14 protein-coding genes are annotated in these 15,657 nt (G+C 60.6%); 4 read left to right on the forward strand and 10 right to left on the reverse strand.

Features of this window, described 5'->3' with window-relative positions:
* Nucleotides 1–80 precede the first annotated feature (80 nt).
* From LB553_RS18365 to LB553_RS18400, 8 genes are all read right to left on the reverse strand, one after another.
* Nucleotides 81–1,022: a hypothetical protein gene (locus LB553_RS18365; protein ID WP_224515514.1), complete on the reverse strand. Its 942-nt coding sequence runs from the start codon at nucleotides 1,020–1,022 to the stop codon at nucleotides 81–83.
* A 380-nt stretch (nucleotides 1,023–1,402) separates the two neighbouring features.
* Nucleotides 1,403–2,932, reverse strand: coding sequence for a glucosyltransferase domain-containing protein (locus LB553_RS18370; protein ID WP_224515516.1), 1,530 nt, complete (start codon nucleotides 2,930–2,932; stop codon nucleotides 1,403–1,405).
* Entirely contained in the window at nucleotides 2,908–3,288 is a 381-nt protein-coding gene (locus LB553_RS18375) for a hypothetical protein (protein ID WP_224515519.1), read from the reverse strand. The genes LB553_RS18370 and LB553_RS18375 overlap by 25 nt, the downstream gene beginning before the upstream one ends.
* Nucleotides 3,278–4,228, reverse strand: a complete 951-nt coding sequence (locus LB553_RS18380; protein WP_224515522.1) for a WxcM-like domain-containing protein — start codon at nucleotides 4,226–4,228, stop codon at nucleotides 3,278–3,280. The genes LB553_RS18375 and LB553_RS18380 overlap by 11 nt, the downstream gene beginning before the upstream one ends.
* On the reverse strand, nucleotides 4,225–5,163 hold the full coding sequence (locus tag LB553_RS18385; RefSeq protein WP_224515524.1) for a glycosyltransferase family 2 protein: 939 nt from the start codon (nucleotides 5,161–5,163) through the stop codon (nucleotides 4,225–4,227). The genes LB553_RS18380 and LB553_RS18385 overlap by 4 nt, the downstream gene beginning before the upstream one ends.
* The gene (locus LB553_RS18390; RefSeq protein ID WP_224515527.1) at nucleotides 5,160–6,290 is read right to left on the reverse strand and encodes a DegT/DnrJ/EryC1/StrS family aminotransferase; all 1,131 of its coding nucleotides are present in this window, start codon (nucleotides 6,288–6,290) and stop codon (nucleotides 5,160–5,162) included. Before LB553_RS18390 ends, LB553_RS18385 begins: the two co-directional genes overlap by 4 nt.
* Before the next feature lie 194 nt (nucleotides 6,291–6,484).
* Nucleotides 6,485–7,228, reverse strand: a complete 744-nt coding sequence (locus tag LB553_RS18395) for an ABC transporter ATP-binding protein (protein ID WP_224515529.1) — start codon at nucleotides 7,226–7,228, stop codon at nucleotides 6,485–6,487.
* A gap of 7 nt (nucleotides 7,229–7,235) precedes the next feature.
* Nucleotides 7,236–8,105: an ABC transporter permease gene (locus LB553_RS18400; RefSeq protein WP_224515531.1), complete on the reverse strand. Its 870-nt coding sequence runs from the start codon at nucleotides 8,103–8,105 to the stop codon at nucleotides 7,236–7,238.
* 316 nt (nucleotides 8,106–8,421) lie between these two features.
* Here LB553_RS18400 and LB553_RS18405 point away from each other — a divergent pair, with 316 nt between their 5' ends.
* From LB553_RS18405 to LB553_RS18415, 3 genes are all read left to right on the forward strand, one after another.
* Complete coding sequence (locus LB553_RS18405) at nucleotides 8,422–10,455, forward strand: UDP-N-acetylglucosamine 4,6-dehydratase (RefSeq protein WP_224515534.1); 2,034 nt, start codon at nucleotides 8,422–8,424, stop codon at nucleotides 10,453–10,455.
* A gap of 122 nt (nucleotides 10,456–10,577) precedes the next feature.
* Nucleotides 10,578–11,510, forward strand: a complete 933-nt coding sequence (locus tag LB553_RS18410; protein ID WP_224515536.1) for a glycosyltransferase family 2 protein — start codon at nucleotides 10,578–10,580, stop codon at nucleotides 11,508–11,510.
* A gap of 3 nt (nucleotides 11,511–11,513) precedes the next feature.
* Nucleotides 11,514–12,050, forward strand: coding sequence for a sugar transferase (locus tag LB553_RS18415; protein WP_224515539.1), 537 nt, complete (start codon nucleotides 11,514–11,516; stop codon nucleotides 12,048–12,050).
* A gap of 13 nt (nucleotides 12,051–12,063) precedes the next feature.
* Here the strand turns inward: LB553_RS18415 and LB553_RS18420 are convergent, their stop codons facing one another.
* Together LB553_RS18420 and LB553_RS18425 are read right to left on the reverse strand one after the other, a co-directional pair.
* Nucleotides 12,064–13,008 (reverse strand): NAD-dependent epimerase/dehydratase family protein, encoded by a 945-nt coding sequence (locus LB553_RS18420; RefSeq protein WP_224515540.1) that lies wholly within the window; start codon nucleotides 13,006–13,008, stop codon nucleotides 12,064–12,066.
* Nucleotides 13,005–14,297: an O-antigen ligase family protein gene (locus LB553_RS18425; RefSeq protein ID WP_224515541.1), complete on the reverse strand. Its 1,293-nt coding sequence runs from the start codon at nucleotides 14,295–14,297 to the stop codon at nucleotides 13,005–13,007. Before LB553_RS18425 ends, LB553_RS18420 begins: the two co-directional genes overlap by 4 nt.
* A gap of 454 nt (nucleotides 14,298–14,751) precedes the next feature.
* Here LB553_RS18425 and cysD point away from each other — a divergent pair, with 454 nt between their 5' ends.
* Nucleotides 14,752–15,657 carry a sulfate adenylyltransferase subunit CysD gene (gene cysD / locus LB553_RS18430; protein WP_263484120.1) on the forward strand — a complete coding sequence of 302 codons (906 nt, stop codon included), beginning with the start codon at nucleotides 14,752–14,754 and terminating at the stop codon, nucleotides 15,655–15,657.

Genomic DNA, 15,657 nt, shown 5'->3' on the forward strand with positions numbered 1-15,657 from the left:
GGTTTTCGGAGAAAGATCATGCTCCAACAAAGAGTTAGATCGTGAGGGCGATTCAACGAAACGCCATCACGATCTAGGGCTCACAATAGACCTGCATCAAGTGTCGGCAAAAGGAATGCGGCTGCTTTCGCAAGAAATCCCGTCGCTCTCGCAATTGCCGATTTTTGCAAACTGAACCATCCGCCTTTTGGCTCATGCCGTTGTTCAAAAAGGAAATCTTCCTGAAAGCCGGGGCGAAAGTGCGGCCGGTAGAAAGGCAATGCGCGACGCATCCGGTCGACGCAATACCTCACATTTCTCGCTGTCAGCGGATACTCTCCCGGCTCGCTTTGCATGGTCCGGAAAAGTTCGACAAGCAGGCGGTGCTGGTCAGCGGAAGGGCGCGCAACATTCACATGCCTCAAGGCTTCGATCAGGGTGTAGGGCAGCGATTCGTTCCCGCCAACCTGGCTGTAGTCGAACCCATCGCCGGGAACGCCGATCATGGTGAGAAAGTCCCTAAACAACGAACCCTCAACCCACTGCGCTCGATCATATGGAGCCAGCACCAGCTTTGGGATTTTCAACCAGCGCCTGAGAACGTCCAACTGCGACGGGTCATAGGCGAAGGGCTGCTCGTTTAGCGGGCGGGTCCAATGCGTGTCATAATGCCGGACCACCTCGTTGAAAGCTGAGATTACGATGTCGCCTGGGTGGCGTAGATAGGCGATGACGCGAACGTCGTGACCCTTGAGCCCTGATAGAAACTGATCGAGATCTACTTCCGGCTGGCAAAGCATTTCCGAGCTGATGAGCAGCGTTTTGCCTGCCGCCTCTGCGAGCATCGTTGCCAACCGCGACGGGCCATGGTCGATCGATCCTGGCATGAATGCCGCTACCAAAGGGTTGTGGTTTGGCCAGTCGGGGATTGTCGGCTTGTAAAAGACGCCGTGCTCCAAAAGCAAAGAGGCGTTTCGAGCTAAAAAAGCTTGAAGCGCGCTCGTGCCGGTTTTGTGGACGCCGATATGAAGGATAATCGTCATGGAATCGACCTCAGCAGAAGGTCCGCAGCATTGATCATCGAAACCGCAATGTCATTAGAAGATTGTGATATTCCAACGAATCCAATGCCTAACACTGGGCTTGATGGTTAACTCGCGAGTCGCGCTGGGTTCGACCACAGCATCTCGGCCCGGCTGCCGCTGATTTCGATCGCTCGCGGTTCTTACCCGAAGCAGCGCTATGAGATTTCCCGAGGAGGTCCGATCTCGGCTTCCTCAGAATAAAGACCTCGGTCATGGGGCCACGTTCCCCAATTGGAGAACCCGGCGCAGGACATCGGCCCTATGAATCAAAACAATCTCAGCGGCGCAATCAACTCGCACAGCATCGAAGGAGTTTCACATGAGCCTTGCCGCGTCCTTCAGCGGTTGGCGACCCTTGTGAGTGCCTGTTGATTTGCGTAACTCGGGCCTTCGCCAAGCCGGATCAATACAATGTCGCCTTGTATTTCCAGGCTGCCAAGTGCGGGCCATACAGGCATCGTCGAAAGCCGGACAATTGTTTGATCGACTTGCTGGTCCGTCGGGCCGTTTACGTTAGAATAGCCGAGCAGTTTCATATAGTAGGTGATGCGCCAGGCATTGCCGCCGTCCCACTCGAAGAATGAGTATCCGACGGTTGAGCTGGGGGGCCTGGGATAGTTGGTGGCAAACGGCAGCCCGCCGAACACGCACAGAGCATACGCGCGCCTGGCGTCAAAGCCGGGCATCGCCGTCAGCCTCTCGTAGATAGCTGCGGCTAGGAGTGTGTCGTGCTTGTCGACAAGATAGCTGGACGCCTGCCGATAATTTTGGATCACCTGGATCTGGAAGATTACCACTCCAAGCAGGATCGCCGACACGATGCTTATCCTGGCATTGTTGCTTGTCACGGCAAGGTAGACGAAGAGCCAGACCGCTATCGGCAGACCTACGAGACTTCTAAGGGGCATGATGCCGGCCGCCAGAACGTGGACGCCGAAAGGAATGAACAAGCAGACCAAAGCGGCTGCGAGCAGCAGCAACCTTGTGCGTGACAACTCCTTGAAAAGCGTCCAGACGCCGAGGATTAACAGCAGCGGAACTGCCCATAAAATGACACCATAAGCGCCACGGTCCAGACCAAGCGCCTCTCCTATCGCTTCCAGTACCCGGCCGGTCACCACCACTGGATGTTGAAAGAAAAAACCCGGCTGGAAAAGCGACTCGAAATACTCACTTCTTTTGGAAATGAACGATTTGAAAATTGCATTGCCGACGGCGTAGAAAATCGCGGAGCCCACTACCAGGCCACCGACGCGGATCAGGTCTTTCGGCTGCGATCTTTCAATGCCGGCCCGTGCCTGCAGAACGCAGACGGCAATGCCCAAAACCAGGATTGCCGGTGCGAAACTCTGATAGATTGAGATCGCAAAACCGCCGGCAACGACCGCAACGAGGAAGCGCCGACCATCTGCCGGGCTACCGTTCTTGCTGATCAACCAAATTGCAAAGGCACTAGCAGCAAGGCCGATCCCGACCGCTGCGATGTTGGAGTAGAACTCTACGATGAAGAACCATGTCGGGAAAGCACAGAAGGTCGTGAAACAAGCATATTCGGCGATGGAAAGCCTATGCTTGTCGATGGTATCCATGACGAGCAGGTAAGCAGCAACGCAACCGGCGCCAAAGATCGCCGGAGCCAGCAATGGCATTACAGGATTTGGGATAAGGAACCTCTCGATCAGGTAGGCCCCCCAACGCCCCTGGGCAATCCAGATCGAAGAATCGGTTCTGAAGGCGGCCACCTCTTCGTCAATGGACAGCGAAAAGGAGGCCAGCTCGGAAAAGTACATTGCGACAAAGATCGCAAAGAGATTGATAGCCGCCCGGATCGAAGAGGGGCGTATCAGTATCGTCTGCGCAGTATCCATCGAGAAACCAGAAAGTTGAGCATCGTCGTGATGACAAGCGTTGAAAAGAATGCAGCCGCTCGGCTTTGCAGCGCTCGCTCGAAAAGATGAAGGGTCGCCAGGCCGGCCACGAACACCGCGACGACTGAACCGCCGACTGCCAGCCGATCCGCGAAGCCGGTGCGCCCGCCGGGAAAGACGCGATCCGGATAGAACACCATCACGAATGCGAGGCCTGCCAGCCAGGCAATGGTGTAGGATATGCCCGACGACAGGATCGTCAGGCCGGCAAAGTAGACGGCACTCGTCAGCGCGGTGTTCAGTCCTCCCGCAGCAAGAAAACGAAGCGCATCCGAGCCTATCCGGTCAGTGGTCATCCGGCCTGACCGTAGCGAGGAAATCCGAATAGTCCCTGATATAATCGCTTGCATCATATGGATGCGAGGCCATGACCAGCAGGGCGGTATCGGGCTGGAACTTGTACTGGATACCCCATACCACAGGAGGCAGGTAAAGACCGATCGAGGGATCTGCCAGCGACACTTCCTTTCTGTCGTGACCGTCATCGACGACCACCGACAGGCGGCCATGGGTGGCAATCAGGAATTGGTGGCACTGGCGGTGCGCGTGCTCACCCCTGACCTTGTCCGAAGGTACACCGTAGACCAAAAACGACCGCATGGGCTTGAAGGGCAGGTTCTGTCCGAACTCGAGCGGGGCCAGTTCGCCGCGCAGATCACTAAAGTGTGGCAACCGCCAGAGCTCACATCCGCCGACGCCGAGCGCCATCCTGTCGCCTGCAGCGCCGGGAGCCGCTTGTGTCATCACAGGCTCGACCTGCGGACCGGTCTGATAGCCAACGATGACGGCCGGATTTCCAACGACCACGGCGTTTGCCGGCACGTTCTTGGTCACCACGGCGCCGGCGCCGATCATCGCCTGGCGGCCAATCGTTATGCCCGGCAGGATCGTTGCGTTGGCGCCGATCGACGCGCCGTCCTCGACGATCGTCTGGAGAAACGACTCCGGATAGTGTTTCGAACGCGGGAAGCGGTCGTTGGTGAAGGTCGCATTCGGACCAACGAACACGCGATTGCCCAGCCGAATGCCGTCCCATAGCTGAACGCCGCTTTTAATCGTGACGTCATCGCCGACGGTCACGTCGTTTTCGATGAAGACATGATCGCAGATGTTGCAGTTCGCGCCGATCACGGCCCCAGGGAGCACATGGGCAAACGCCCATACGCGTGTGCCATTGCCGACGCGCGTGCTTTCGCAGATCCCGCGGTCATGGACAAAAAATGGTTTGTCGTTCATGCGGACGTCCCGTCGACAATGCGGCTTATTATCCGCAATGGGCGCGATTTGGTATTTTCAACCGCCCGCCAAAGATAACAGCCAAGGATGCCTTGCACCGCGAGGATCGCTGATCCAAACCCCGCGATCAGCAGCACCAGCGTCGTGTATCCGGCCGGGTCGATTTTGCCAAGCAAACGGGCGACGACGGTGATTGCCGCAAACACAAGACTGAGCACGCAGCCCGCAATTCCTACCCAGAGTATGAAAACGATCGGAAAGTCGGAAAACGAGAAGATCGAGTCCATCATATATCTGAGCCGGCGCCCAATGCCCCAGGCACTCTTCCCATGCTCCCGCTCGCGCCGCCGGTAAGGCACGAACTCCCGTCTGAATCCGACCCAGAACAGCTGAACCACAAGCGAGCTGTTTGGCTCCTCGATTGACAGGATCGCATTGAGCGCCTGGCGGTTGCAGGCAAATATATCGACCCCGCCGCTCGGCATGCTGGGCATAATCAGCCTGCGGTAAACGCTCCAGAAGGCCCGGGACAGGAAGCGTGTCAGAAGGGGGTCGTCGCGGCCGGTTCTGCGGCCAAACACGACGTCGGCCGTGTCCTTTTCGAGCATCGAAAAGAATTCGACAATCAGTTCGGGCGGCTCCTGGAGGTCGGCAGCCATTGCGGCCACATGTTTGCCGGATGCGTGCTCAAGCCCCGTCCGAATGGCCGTGAAGGAACCAAAATTCCGGCTGTGAAAGATGATCTTGTATTTGTAGCTGGCGTCCTTCAAGGCCCTGACCAGCAGGCCGCCCGACTGGTCCGGCGATCCATCGATGACAAAAACAAACTCGATGTCGCCCTCATACATGGCGTCGAAATCGGCGACGGCCCGCAACAGGGAAGGGATGTTCGGCTCATTGCGGTAAATGGGAAAAACAAGAGAGCGCGCAGTCACATTGCCTCCCATTCGCTAAGGGCTCTGCACACTTGCTCGACCTCATCATTCGTCATGTCCGGATAGCACGGGACGGAACAGAGACGACTGATGCTTGCCCTGGAGATCGCAAGATTTTCGGTCCCTTTCATGGGCAGGGCAGCCCAACCAACCTGATCGCAATCGAGCACGGGATAGTGGACATCGGTATCGACGCCGCGCTCCTTCATGAAGGTGCGGAATGCGTCCCGGTCGTCACACAGCAGGACCGCGAGGTGTGCGACGGCGCCGTTGCCGCCGTCGAGGAATTTGAGCCGGCGTCCGGTGACGGCCCTAAATCGGCTGACGATGCTGCGGCGTTGTTCGTTGCGGCTGTTCAAGTCCGGAAGGAGCACATCCAAAATCGCGGCCTGAACCTCGTCCATGCGAGAGTTGCGCCCTCCCGGCAGGGCCACATGATATTTGGAACTCCAGCCATATTGATGAAGCTGACGAACGCGGTCCGCCAGTCTTGGGTTGGAGGTGAGAACTGCGCCGCCGTCACCCATCGCGCCGAGATTTTTGGTCGGATAGAAGCTGAAAGTGGCGATGTCTCCAAGTGATCCAGCCGTTTCACCTCTGATGCGAGCACCATGTGCCTGGGCGCAATCCTCGATGACTGGGATGTGCGACATGCCGGCATTGACAAGTCCCGCCCGGATGGCGGGTACATCGACCACGCCGCCGTAAAGATGGGTAGCGACAATCGCAGCCGTGTCGGTGCTCACCGCTTCCAGCACCGATTGGACGCTTGCAAGTTGGCTGGCTGGTTCGATATCGACGTAGTGTGGAATGAGGTCGTTGTGCCAGCACGCGCAACTGGCATATCCCCCGGCATTCGCCGCCAGGATCACCTCGCGTCCATGCGCATCGTCAGGCCCGATGATAGAGCGTAAGGCGAGTTCAAGGGCGTCCGTTCCGTTGGCGACGAGGATGCAATCTGAGGCTCCTGCAAACGTCGCAAAGTTCGCTGCGAATCGCTTCCCTGCCGAGCCATTGAGCCACCATCCAGACCGCAGCGTGCTCGCGACCTCGCGCGCGATTTCAACCTCATAGCGCTGGTACAGGCGCTTGAGATCATTCATCGGAACGGCATTCGGCTTCGTCATCGACAACTCAACAGCGTGTCTTGTTCATTCCGGCGTGTTCGCCTGCAAACATTCGGAAATTAGACGATTCTAATGTGACTCATCCAAGAATACTTGCATCCCGGAAACAGCGGAAAGCCAGAACCTCATGCACAACTATTGAGATTCCGGCTCGGTCGCAACAGGCAGGCGTCATTTTGGGGAACGCTGTGGGCCTAGGGGCTGGCCAATGCCGCTTCGGCAGACCTGACCGGCACCGCCGTCAGCGACTCCACTCGGCCGCCTTTGAGCGTCAGCCGCTTCGTACACACGCTTTGAATAAGACCTTCGCTGTGGCTCGCCAGAACGATGATGCCTGCTTTTTCGGCCAGTTCGTCCATACGCCTCTTGGCCTTTTCCTGAAAAGAAGCATCACCTGCCCCAATCCATTCGTCCATCAGCAGGATTTCAGGTTCAAGCGCTGTCGCCACCGAAAAAGCGAGCCGCGCCGCCATACCCTGGCTGTAAGCCTTGAATGGAAGGTCGATGAAATCGCCGAGCTCGCTGAAGGCAATGATGTCTTCCATCTTTTCTTCGATCTCCGCTTCCGACCATCCGTTGATCAAGCCTCGCAATACGATGTTCCGGCGGCCCGTCGCTTCGCGGCGAAATCCGATGTTGATGTTGAAAAGGGCATCGACCCTACCTTCGATCGTGATGTTTCCTCCGGAAGGCTCGTAGATGCCGTAGAGGACCTTCAGCAGTGTTGTCTTCCCTGCTCCGTTCGGTCCGACAAGGCCGAGCCGGTCGCCTGCCTTCAGTTCGAAACCGACGCCATCGAGCGCCTGAACGAACTGCTTTCGGCCAGAACCTTCAATTCTGCCGCCTGTCGGGCCCAAACGCCGATCCGGCGCCGAAAGCGTTAGTTTTTCGTGCAGCTTGTAGACCAGGCTGACATTGTCCAACTTTATGGAAACCATCACAAACTCAAATCAAAAAGACGACTTGGCGGCGATATTTGCCAAGCAGCAGCAACGCGATCGCCCACATGACCAAGGCGGTGATGCCGGTGACGGCGAAGGCGTTGCTCGGAAACTCGCCGATGAGGATCGGAGTACGCGCAACGTCCAGGAAGTAAGTGAAAGGATTCCAGAGATATGCATATGTCTGTATGGCGTCTTGCCCGTTATAAACCCAGAAGACAGGTGTAAAGAACATTCCAACGCGCATCAGATTGCCGACGATGAATTCGCTGTCCGGGAAGAATGCGCCGGTAAACGCAAAGACCGTGATGAGGGCTGGTGTAGTCAGCAGGATCAACAGCAGTCCCGCAAGCGACCACAGCCACGCAGGCGTCAGCGACGGCCCGCTAATCAGCAGGATGATGACACATCCGACAACTGCATAGCCGGCCCGTATCGCCGACTGTATCGTCAGCCGCATCACATAGACGAACAATGGCAGCGTCGTGCCTTCGATGAAGCTCTCTTCGCGCTTAAAAAGCGGCACGCTCAGGGAGATGACCTCCATGAGGTAAAACCATACCATAAGGCCGATGGCAACGTAAGCAGCGTAACCTGCCGCATCTTTGCCAGCCGGCTGGAATACGAAAACGAATGTTCCCGCGAAAGCGAGATAGTTCACCAGCAACCAGAGCGGCCCGAGCGTGGTGCGCCGATGCTGGTCTCCGATATCTTCATGGGCCAGGGCGATCCATACCCTTCGCAGCTTCATGGCTCTGAATATGTCGTCGAAAGCGCCGTTCAGTGCCGAAATCATCGTTGTGGTGCCACAGCTATTGTTCTGGTGATTTGTCCCTCGCCCCTCACGTCCGCCGTGCACCTCTTTCATGGCCATTGCGACAAGCTTATGGCAGCGTGCTGCGGCTTAGTGAAGCCGGATCGTCACATCGTGACATTTATTAGCTCCCCCTGTTAGGCGCCTGACAGTTTCTCTGAACGACTGGCAATCCAGCCTGAGTTATTCCGGCTTCAAGTCAAATCATTCGCACAATCGAATATTGCCCAAAAAACCTCTAGCCCTCCCGCCCTCTCCGCGCTAAGGCGGTAACCGGGCGACGGGGTCGGGGAATTGCAATCTGAAGTGGCGGTGGACGATGTTTTGTCCGCGGCCGTTCTGATAGTATCCCCGCGCCTGGAGTCAGTACTGCCCAATGACCGCATACGTAGAAGCCGTATCGGAACTCCGACCGAGGATGCGGCGCGCCATCATCATGGTCCAGGACCTCGTCATGGTCTTGGTCGCGGTTGCTCTCAGCCTCGTCCTGTCGCAGTCGCGGCTGTCGTTCGACGCGCTATCCGCCGGCGGGCTGGCCTGCTGGGCGCTCATCGTGCTCATCGCCCATCTGCTGTTCCGATCCAGCGGCCTTTACAACACCGTCTGGCGCTTTGCCTCCACGCCCGATTTCTTCAACATCCTTAAGGGCTGCGGCAGCCTGACGGTGGTGCTCTATCTGGCCTCGCTTGCCTTCCGCTTCTTTTTCCAGCCGGTCGCCGGCCTCAACGAGCGCCAGTTCATCGTCTTCTTCCTGGTCTCCTTCACCATCATCTCGGCGCCCAGGCTCTATTATCGCTTCTTGCGTGACGGCGCGAGCTGGCGCATCTTGCGCCGCGCCGCCAGCGATGCCCCGACCAAGCAGGCGCTGTTCATCGGCCGGCTGAGCGAGGCGGACGTGATCGTCCGCTTTACCCGCACGGCCCAGCCTGCCGAATACGCCATCGCCGGCATCATGGCCACCGAGAGCGACGCGCCGCTCGGCACGCGGATCCGGGGCGTTCCGGTCGTGGCGCTCAGGCCGCGCCTGGTCGAGGTGCTGGAAGACTATGTCAAGGGGACGCAAAGCCTCGACCTTCTGATCTTCGGCCAGGGGGTAGAGCGCGAGATCGAGGACTATGCCGAGCTGGTGCGCGTCGCCCGCCACAGCGGCATCGCCGTCGTCCAGTTTTCCGGCCTGTCGGAACTGGGGCAGGGCGGCAAGCTGGTTCTCGATGATGTCGAGATGGAAACCATCATGCGCCGCTCCGCGGTCGCCACCGACACCACGCGCATCGGCGCCTTCGTTGGCGGCAAGCGGGTGATGGTCACGGGCGGCGCCGGCTCCATCGGCCGTGTGCTCGTCAAGCGCGCGCTGGAACTGGGCGCCGAGGCGGTGCTGGTGGCCGATAATTCCGAGTTCGGCATTTTCCAGCTCGATCAGCAGACCGACGACGCCGACCGCGACCGGCTGACCAGCCGCATCGTCGACGTCACCGACCGGCCTCACATGACGCGCCTCGTCAACGAGTTCAAACCCGCGATCATCTTTCATGCCGCGGCCCTGAAGCACGTGCCGTTGCTCGAGGAGAACTGGGAAGCGGCGATCGCGACCAATGTCTTCGGCACGCTCGCCTGCGCCGAGATCGCCGCCGAATGCGGGGTGCCGCAGTTCCTGCTGATTTCCAGCGACAAGGCCGTTGATCCGACTTCGGTGCTGGGCGTCACCAAGCGGGCGGCCGAGCAGATCGTCTCCTCGCTGCATGAGGCCGAGGCGGCGTCGCCGCCGCCGCGTGCCGGCGCGGCGAACGGCCATGCCGGCGCTCCCGATCTGCGTCGTTCGAGCACGAAATTCATCGCCGTGCGCTTCGGCAACGTCTTCGGCTCCAACGGCTCGGTGGCGACCATCTTCCAGGCGCAGATCGAGGCCGGCGGGCCGGTCACCATCACCGACCGGCGCATGACCCGCTATTTCATGACCATGGCCGAGGCCGTCGATCTCGTCATCATGTCGGCCGCCGATGCCGAGCAGCGTCGGGGCGCGGATGACTACGCCATCTACATGCTCGACATGGGCAAGCCCGTGCCGATCCTCGAAGTCGCCGAAACCATGATCCGCATGGCCGGCAAAAGCCCCTACACCGATATTCCGATCCGCTTCACCGGCATCAGGCCCGGCGAGAAGCTGCACGAGACGCTGCACGCCGAGAACGAGGAGGTGGTCGAGCTCGACACCGCCAAGATCTTCGGCCTCAGGACAGGCGTCGTCGAATGGCCGAAGATCGAGGCGGCCCTGCCGGCGCTGGTTGCCGCCACGCACGATCGCGACAAGGCCGCGGCGCTTGCCATCCTGGCCGGGTTCTACAGGGCGGAAGAAGACATTGGCGGCCTGCGCGAAGAGGCAGCGCCGAAAGCCGCCGGACAGGTCGGTTAGAGCATGTCTCCCGAAAGCGGGAACCGGTTTCGGATAAAGACATGCTTTACACCTGTGCCGCGTGCCAGCAACTGGCTATTGAAACCTGTTCAAACACCCTGCGGGCAAGCGATTCCACCGCCGTGACCAGAAAAGATCAGCGCGTCGCCGTTCTCATGGGCACGAAGGATGGCGCGGCCTATATCGGCGAACAATTGGAATCCTTGCTGGCGCAGTCCTGGCCGCTCGTCGATCTCTGTATCTCCGACGACGGTTCGTCGGACGCCACGACCGCAATCGTCGAGACGTGGCGGTCCCGTTGGAACAAGGGCTCTCTCACACTGGTGGATGGTCCGCGAAAGGGCTTCGCCGCCAATTTCCGCTCGATGATCATCGATCCGCGCATCGATGCCGACTACTACGCCTTTTGCGACCAGGACGATGTCTGGGAGGAGGATCGGCTGGAGAGCGCCATCCGCTGGATGGAGGGACAGGACATGGAAACGCCGCTCCTGTTCTGCTCGCGCACCGCGACCATTTCGCAGACCGGCGTTCCGGCCGGCTGCTCGCCGCTCTTCCGGCGTCCGCCGTCCTTCCGCAATGCGCTGGTGCAAAGCATCGCCGGCGGCAACACGATGCTCTTCAACCGCAAGGCGCGCGACCTTCTGGCGAAAGCATCGGCCAGAGCCGAATTCGTCAGCCATGACTGGTGGGCCTATCTCATCGTCACCGCCGCCGGCGGCAAGGTCCGCTACGAGCCGCGGCCGCTGGTCAGGTATCGCCAGCACGCGGCAAATCTTGTCGGTGCCAATGTCTCGTGGAGGGCAAGGCTTTCAAGGCTGGCACGTCTGTTCAAAGGCCAGTTCGCCACCTGGACCGACACCAACCTGCGCGGCCTCGCCGTCAACCGCGACCTCATCGCACGCGATGCTGCACTATGCCTTCGCCTATTCATCAGGGCGCGCAAGGGTAATGTCTTCAGGCGTTTCAGCCTGCTCGGCAAAAGCGGCGTCTACCGGCAGACATTCATGGGCACGCTTGGGCTCTACATCGCTTTCCTCTGGCGCCGGATCTGAGCCATGACGGCGAAGCGTGTGCTCGACCTTGCGGTCGCCGTTCCGATGCTGGCGCTGACGTCGCCCGTCCTGCTTGTCGCGATGCTGGCGATCCGGGCCACGTCGGCGGGCCCCGCCATCTTCTCGCAGATCCGCGTAGGCCGGGGAGGAGCCCTCTTTGCCTGCCGCAAGCTGCGCACCATGTATCTCGCAACGCCTTCCTTGCCCACGCACGAGGCGCCGGCCGGTTCGGTCACCGTCGTCGGCAAGGTGCTGCGCGCAACCAAGGTCGACGAACTGCCGCAGCTCTGGAACGTGCTCAAGGGCGAGATGAGCCTTGTCGGCCCTCGTCCATGCCTGCCGACGCAGACGGAACTGATCGAACGGCGCAAGGAACTGGGCGTGCTCACCGCACTTCCAGGCATCACAGGACTGGCGCAGATCGAGGGCATCGACATGTCCGATCCAAAACTTTGCGCTGAGACCGATGCGGCCTACATCAAGGCCGCCTCGACGAGCCTGGACCTCAAGATATTGCTGGGCACAGTCTTCCGCGCGTAGAGCGTTTGGCCGCTCACGGTACCGGCGAACGGCCCCCTTGTCGCGCCAGTTCCTCAAGCCGGCCGAGCGTATCGGTTTCCCGTTCCCAGCCTTCCGAGGCCAGCAACGACGAATCGCAGACCTGCGTCGCCACCAGAGCCTGCCACGCGGCCTGTCTGCCGGTGAGCGTGGCCAGCACCCGGAAAGGCCAGGCCGGCATGGGAAGAAGCCGGGCAGGCCGGCCGTATCCGCGCCGGAACGCGGCGACGATTTCGGACATTGCAACCGGCGTAGCGTCGCCGAGCACATAGGTCGGGCGCGGCGGCACGGGACGGGTCAAAAGATGCCTCACGGCGCCGGCCACGGCATCATGCGAGACGAGCGAGCGAACCGCCGTCAGAGCGGCTGTCGGCAACGGCAGGCCGGTGGCCGCCAACCGCATCAGCCAGCGCAGGTTTCCCTTTATGCCTTCGCCGTAGACCGGCGGCAGCCGCAGCGCCGTCGCGCCGTCGCGTCCGGCCGTTGCAAAAGCCTCCAGCATCTTGATCTCGCCTTCGCGCTTGGAGTGCCCGTAGGCGCATTGCGGGGCGGGGGGCGTCGCCTCGTCGATGGTGCCGCTGAAACCGGCACCCATCACGGCGCGGATCGAAGAGAGATAGATGAAGCGCCCGTCGGTGCGCGTGGCGGCTGCCTGGGCGAGCCGTCCGGTCAGCATCGCGTTGACGGTTCGGAAGTCGGCCGCGCCGGCGCTGCGATCATTGTTGAGCGCCGCGCAGTGGACGACATGCGTCACGTCGCGCATCAGCGCCAGGAAGGCTTCCTGCGGCGCATCGGCGCCGGGTAGCGCGACGGCATCGTCCGCTCCCGCCAGCCGCTGCGGCAGGCGCGAAGCGATCCGTATGTCGAATCCGGCTTCGCGCAACCGGCTGAAGACCCGGCGCCCAATGAGGCCTGTCGCGCCGGTGACCAGGACCTTCATGGTTGCGGGCTGACACTCGGCGCCATGGCAGGCGCGTCTTTGCCGGTTGGCGCCACCGTCCGCCCGGACGCAAGGTAGGTTCCCGCAATCAGGAATACCATCAGCGTCGCGTCGAGGATATCGTGGCCGACGAGGATGCCGGTCATTCCGCCGGTGAGATAGGTGATGACCGCGACAAGGATCATCGTCGCGCCGAACCGCTCCACCGGATCGGCGCTGCGGCGCAGCGTCCTTGCGGCGTTCCAGGCGGCAACGATGAAGATCGACGCCAGGGCCAGCGCTCCCAGTAGGCCGGCCTCGACCATCGCCGTCAGGAAGCCGTTGTGAAAATGGCTGAAACCCGCGCTTAGACCGAACTGCTCTTGAAAACCCTGCTTCATCAGCGCGCGGCTGGCCGTGATGCCATGGCCGAAAATCGGCATCTCGCGAACCGCGGCAAAGCCGATTTCCCACATCGCCACGCGCAGGCCGAGCGCCGTCGAATGGTCGCCATTGGCATTCAGCGCATCCCAGTCGCTGACCAGGAAGTCGGTTCGATCCAGCACGACGCGAGAGCCGATGGCGGCGATCACAAGGGCAACCACCACGCCGATCGCCACGAAGCGCGCCACGCTGGCGCCGGTGAACCGGCGGCGGTTGATGACAAGCAGGACGATGCCGGCAATCGGCACGGCCGCCCAGATCATGCGTGATCCCGAATAGACGATCGCCATGGCTCCGGCGATCGCCGCCAGGACCAGCAGCTTCCAGCGTTTCTCGATGCCCGACAGGGCGCCGGCGAGGCATGTCATGGCGGCAAGGCAGGTAACGGTTGCGAAGACGATCGGGTTTCCGGCGCCGCCCTCGGCCCTCACGCCGAGCCAGTGATACTGGAATAGGGCGATCGCCAGCGCGCCGAAGCAGGCCGCGGTGCTCGCCAGAATGGCAATGCGTGCCAGCGTGGCCTTCTCGGTGATGCTCCAGGTCGAATAGGAGATGGGGAAAAGCAGGAAGGTGATCAGCGGCAGGAAAAACCGCAAATCGGCAGCCAGCGTGCCGTTGACGATCGAAGCGAGAACCATGGCCGCGCAATAGGCATAGATCGCCACCGTTGGCGCGAGCATCGGCTGGTCGATGTTGAAGCGCCGGCGTTTCGTCGCCAGAAGCATCACGGACCACACGCCACCGGCATTGAAAGCTATGCTGACCAGCGATCCAAGCACCGGCGGCGAAAAAAAGCAGACGATCGAGAAATAGAAATTGATCTGTGCGGGCGTGAGGCGGCGCCGGAGCTTTGTAAACGGATTCAATGCTTTGCTTCGCAATTTACCAGGTTGCGCCCGGATCTCCATGGAGCCGGCCAAAGGCCGCCTCGCCGATCTCCGTTTGCCGCCCCTGCCGTTCCCCAAGCCCGTATAGCGGCTGGCGCCGCCCTGCGATAGAGCAGTCGACAATGTTGCGACAGAAATCCCCCGATCCGGCCAGGATCGAACGGCCTCGGAATTCCCCGGACGGCACGGTCTTTCCTCGCGTCCGCCTTTTGATGCCCTGGCAGGATTTTCCGCTTTGCCGGCCATGCTTGGAAAATTCGTTCTCTAATCAGCTCGCGCCGCGCGGGTCCTGCATTGTTATTGGCGGCGCCGATCTGTTAGAACGCACGCACGAAACAGTTTGTCCGAAGTGAAGCTTGCACCCGAGCGGCATGGGATTGCCCCCGCGGTGCAAGATTTCCGCCCGACGGCACGAGAGAACGCTCGACGCTCCATGAATATCGCGCTCACGCATCTGCAGCGGCTCGAGGCCGAATCCATTCACATCTTCCGCGAGGTCGCGGCGTCTTTCTCCAAGCCGGTGATGCTCTATTCGGTCGGCAAGGATTCTTCCGTGCTGATGCATCTGGCGATGAAGGCCTTTTATCCGGCCAAGCCGCCTTTCCCGTTCCTGCATGTCGACACCACCTGGAAATTCCGCGAGATGATCGCCTTTCGCGATCAGATGGCGCAGAAACTCGGCTTCGACCTTTTGGTCCATGTCAACGAGGATGGTGTGCGCGAGGGCATCAATCCCTTCGACCACGGCTCCAACACCCACACCCATGTGATGAAGACGGTGGCGCTGCGCCAGGCCCTCGACAAATACGGCTTCGACGCGGCGTTCGGCGGTGCCCGCCGCGACGAGGAGAAGTCGCGCGCCAAGGAGCGCATCTTTTCCTTCCGCAACGCCCAGCATGCCTGGGACCCGAAGAACCAGCGGCCGGAAATGTGGAAGATCTTCAACACCCGCATCGCGCCGGGCGAATCGATCCGCGTCTTTCCGCTGTCCAACTGGACCGAGCTCGACATCTGGCAGTATATCCTGCAGGAGAACATCCCGATCGTGCCGCTCTATTTCGCCAAGGAGCGGCCGGTGGTCGAGCGCGACGGCATGTTGATCATGAAGGACGATGACCGCATGCGGCTGCGCGCTGGCGAGACGGTCGAGAACCGTCTCGTGCGTTTCCGTACGCTCGGCTGCTACCCGCTGACCGGCGCGATCGAGTCCGACGCCGCCACGCTTGAGGCCATCGTCGCGGAGATGCTGACCGCACGCACCTCCGAGCGCCAGGGCCGCCTCATCGATCGCGACGAGGCCGGCTCGATGGAAAAGAAGAAGCGCGAGGGTTATTTCTGA

Origin of the sequence: Mesorhizobium sp. CA8 (assembly GCF_020164955.1) — a bacterium.
GTDB lineage: Bacteria > Pseudomonadota > Alphaproteobacteria > Rhizobiales > Rhizobiaceae > Mesorhizobium.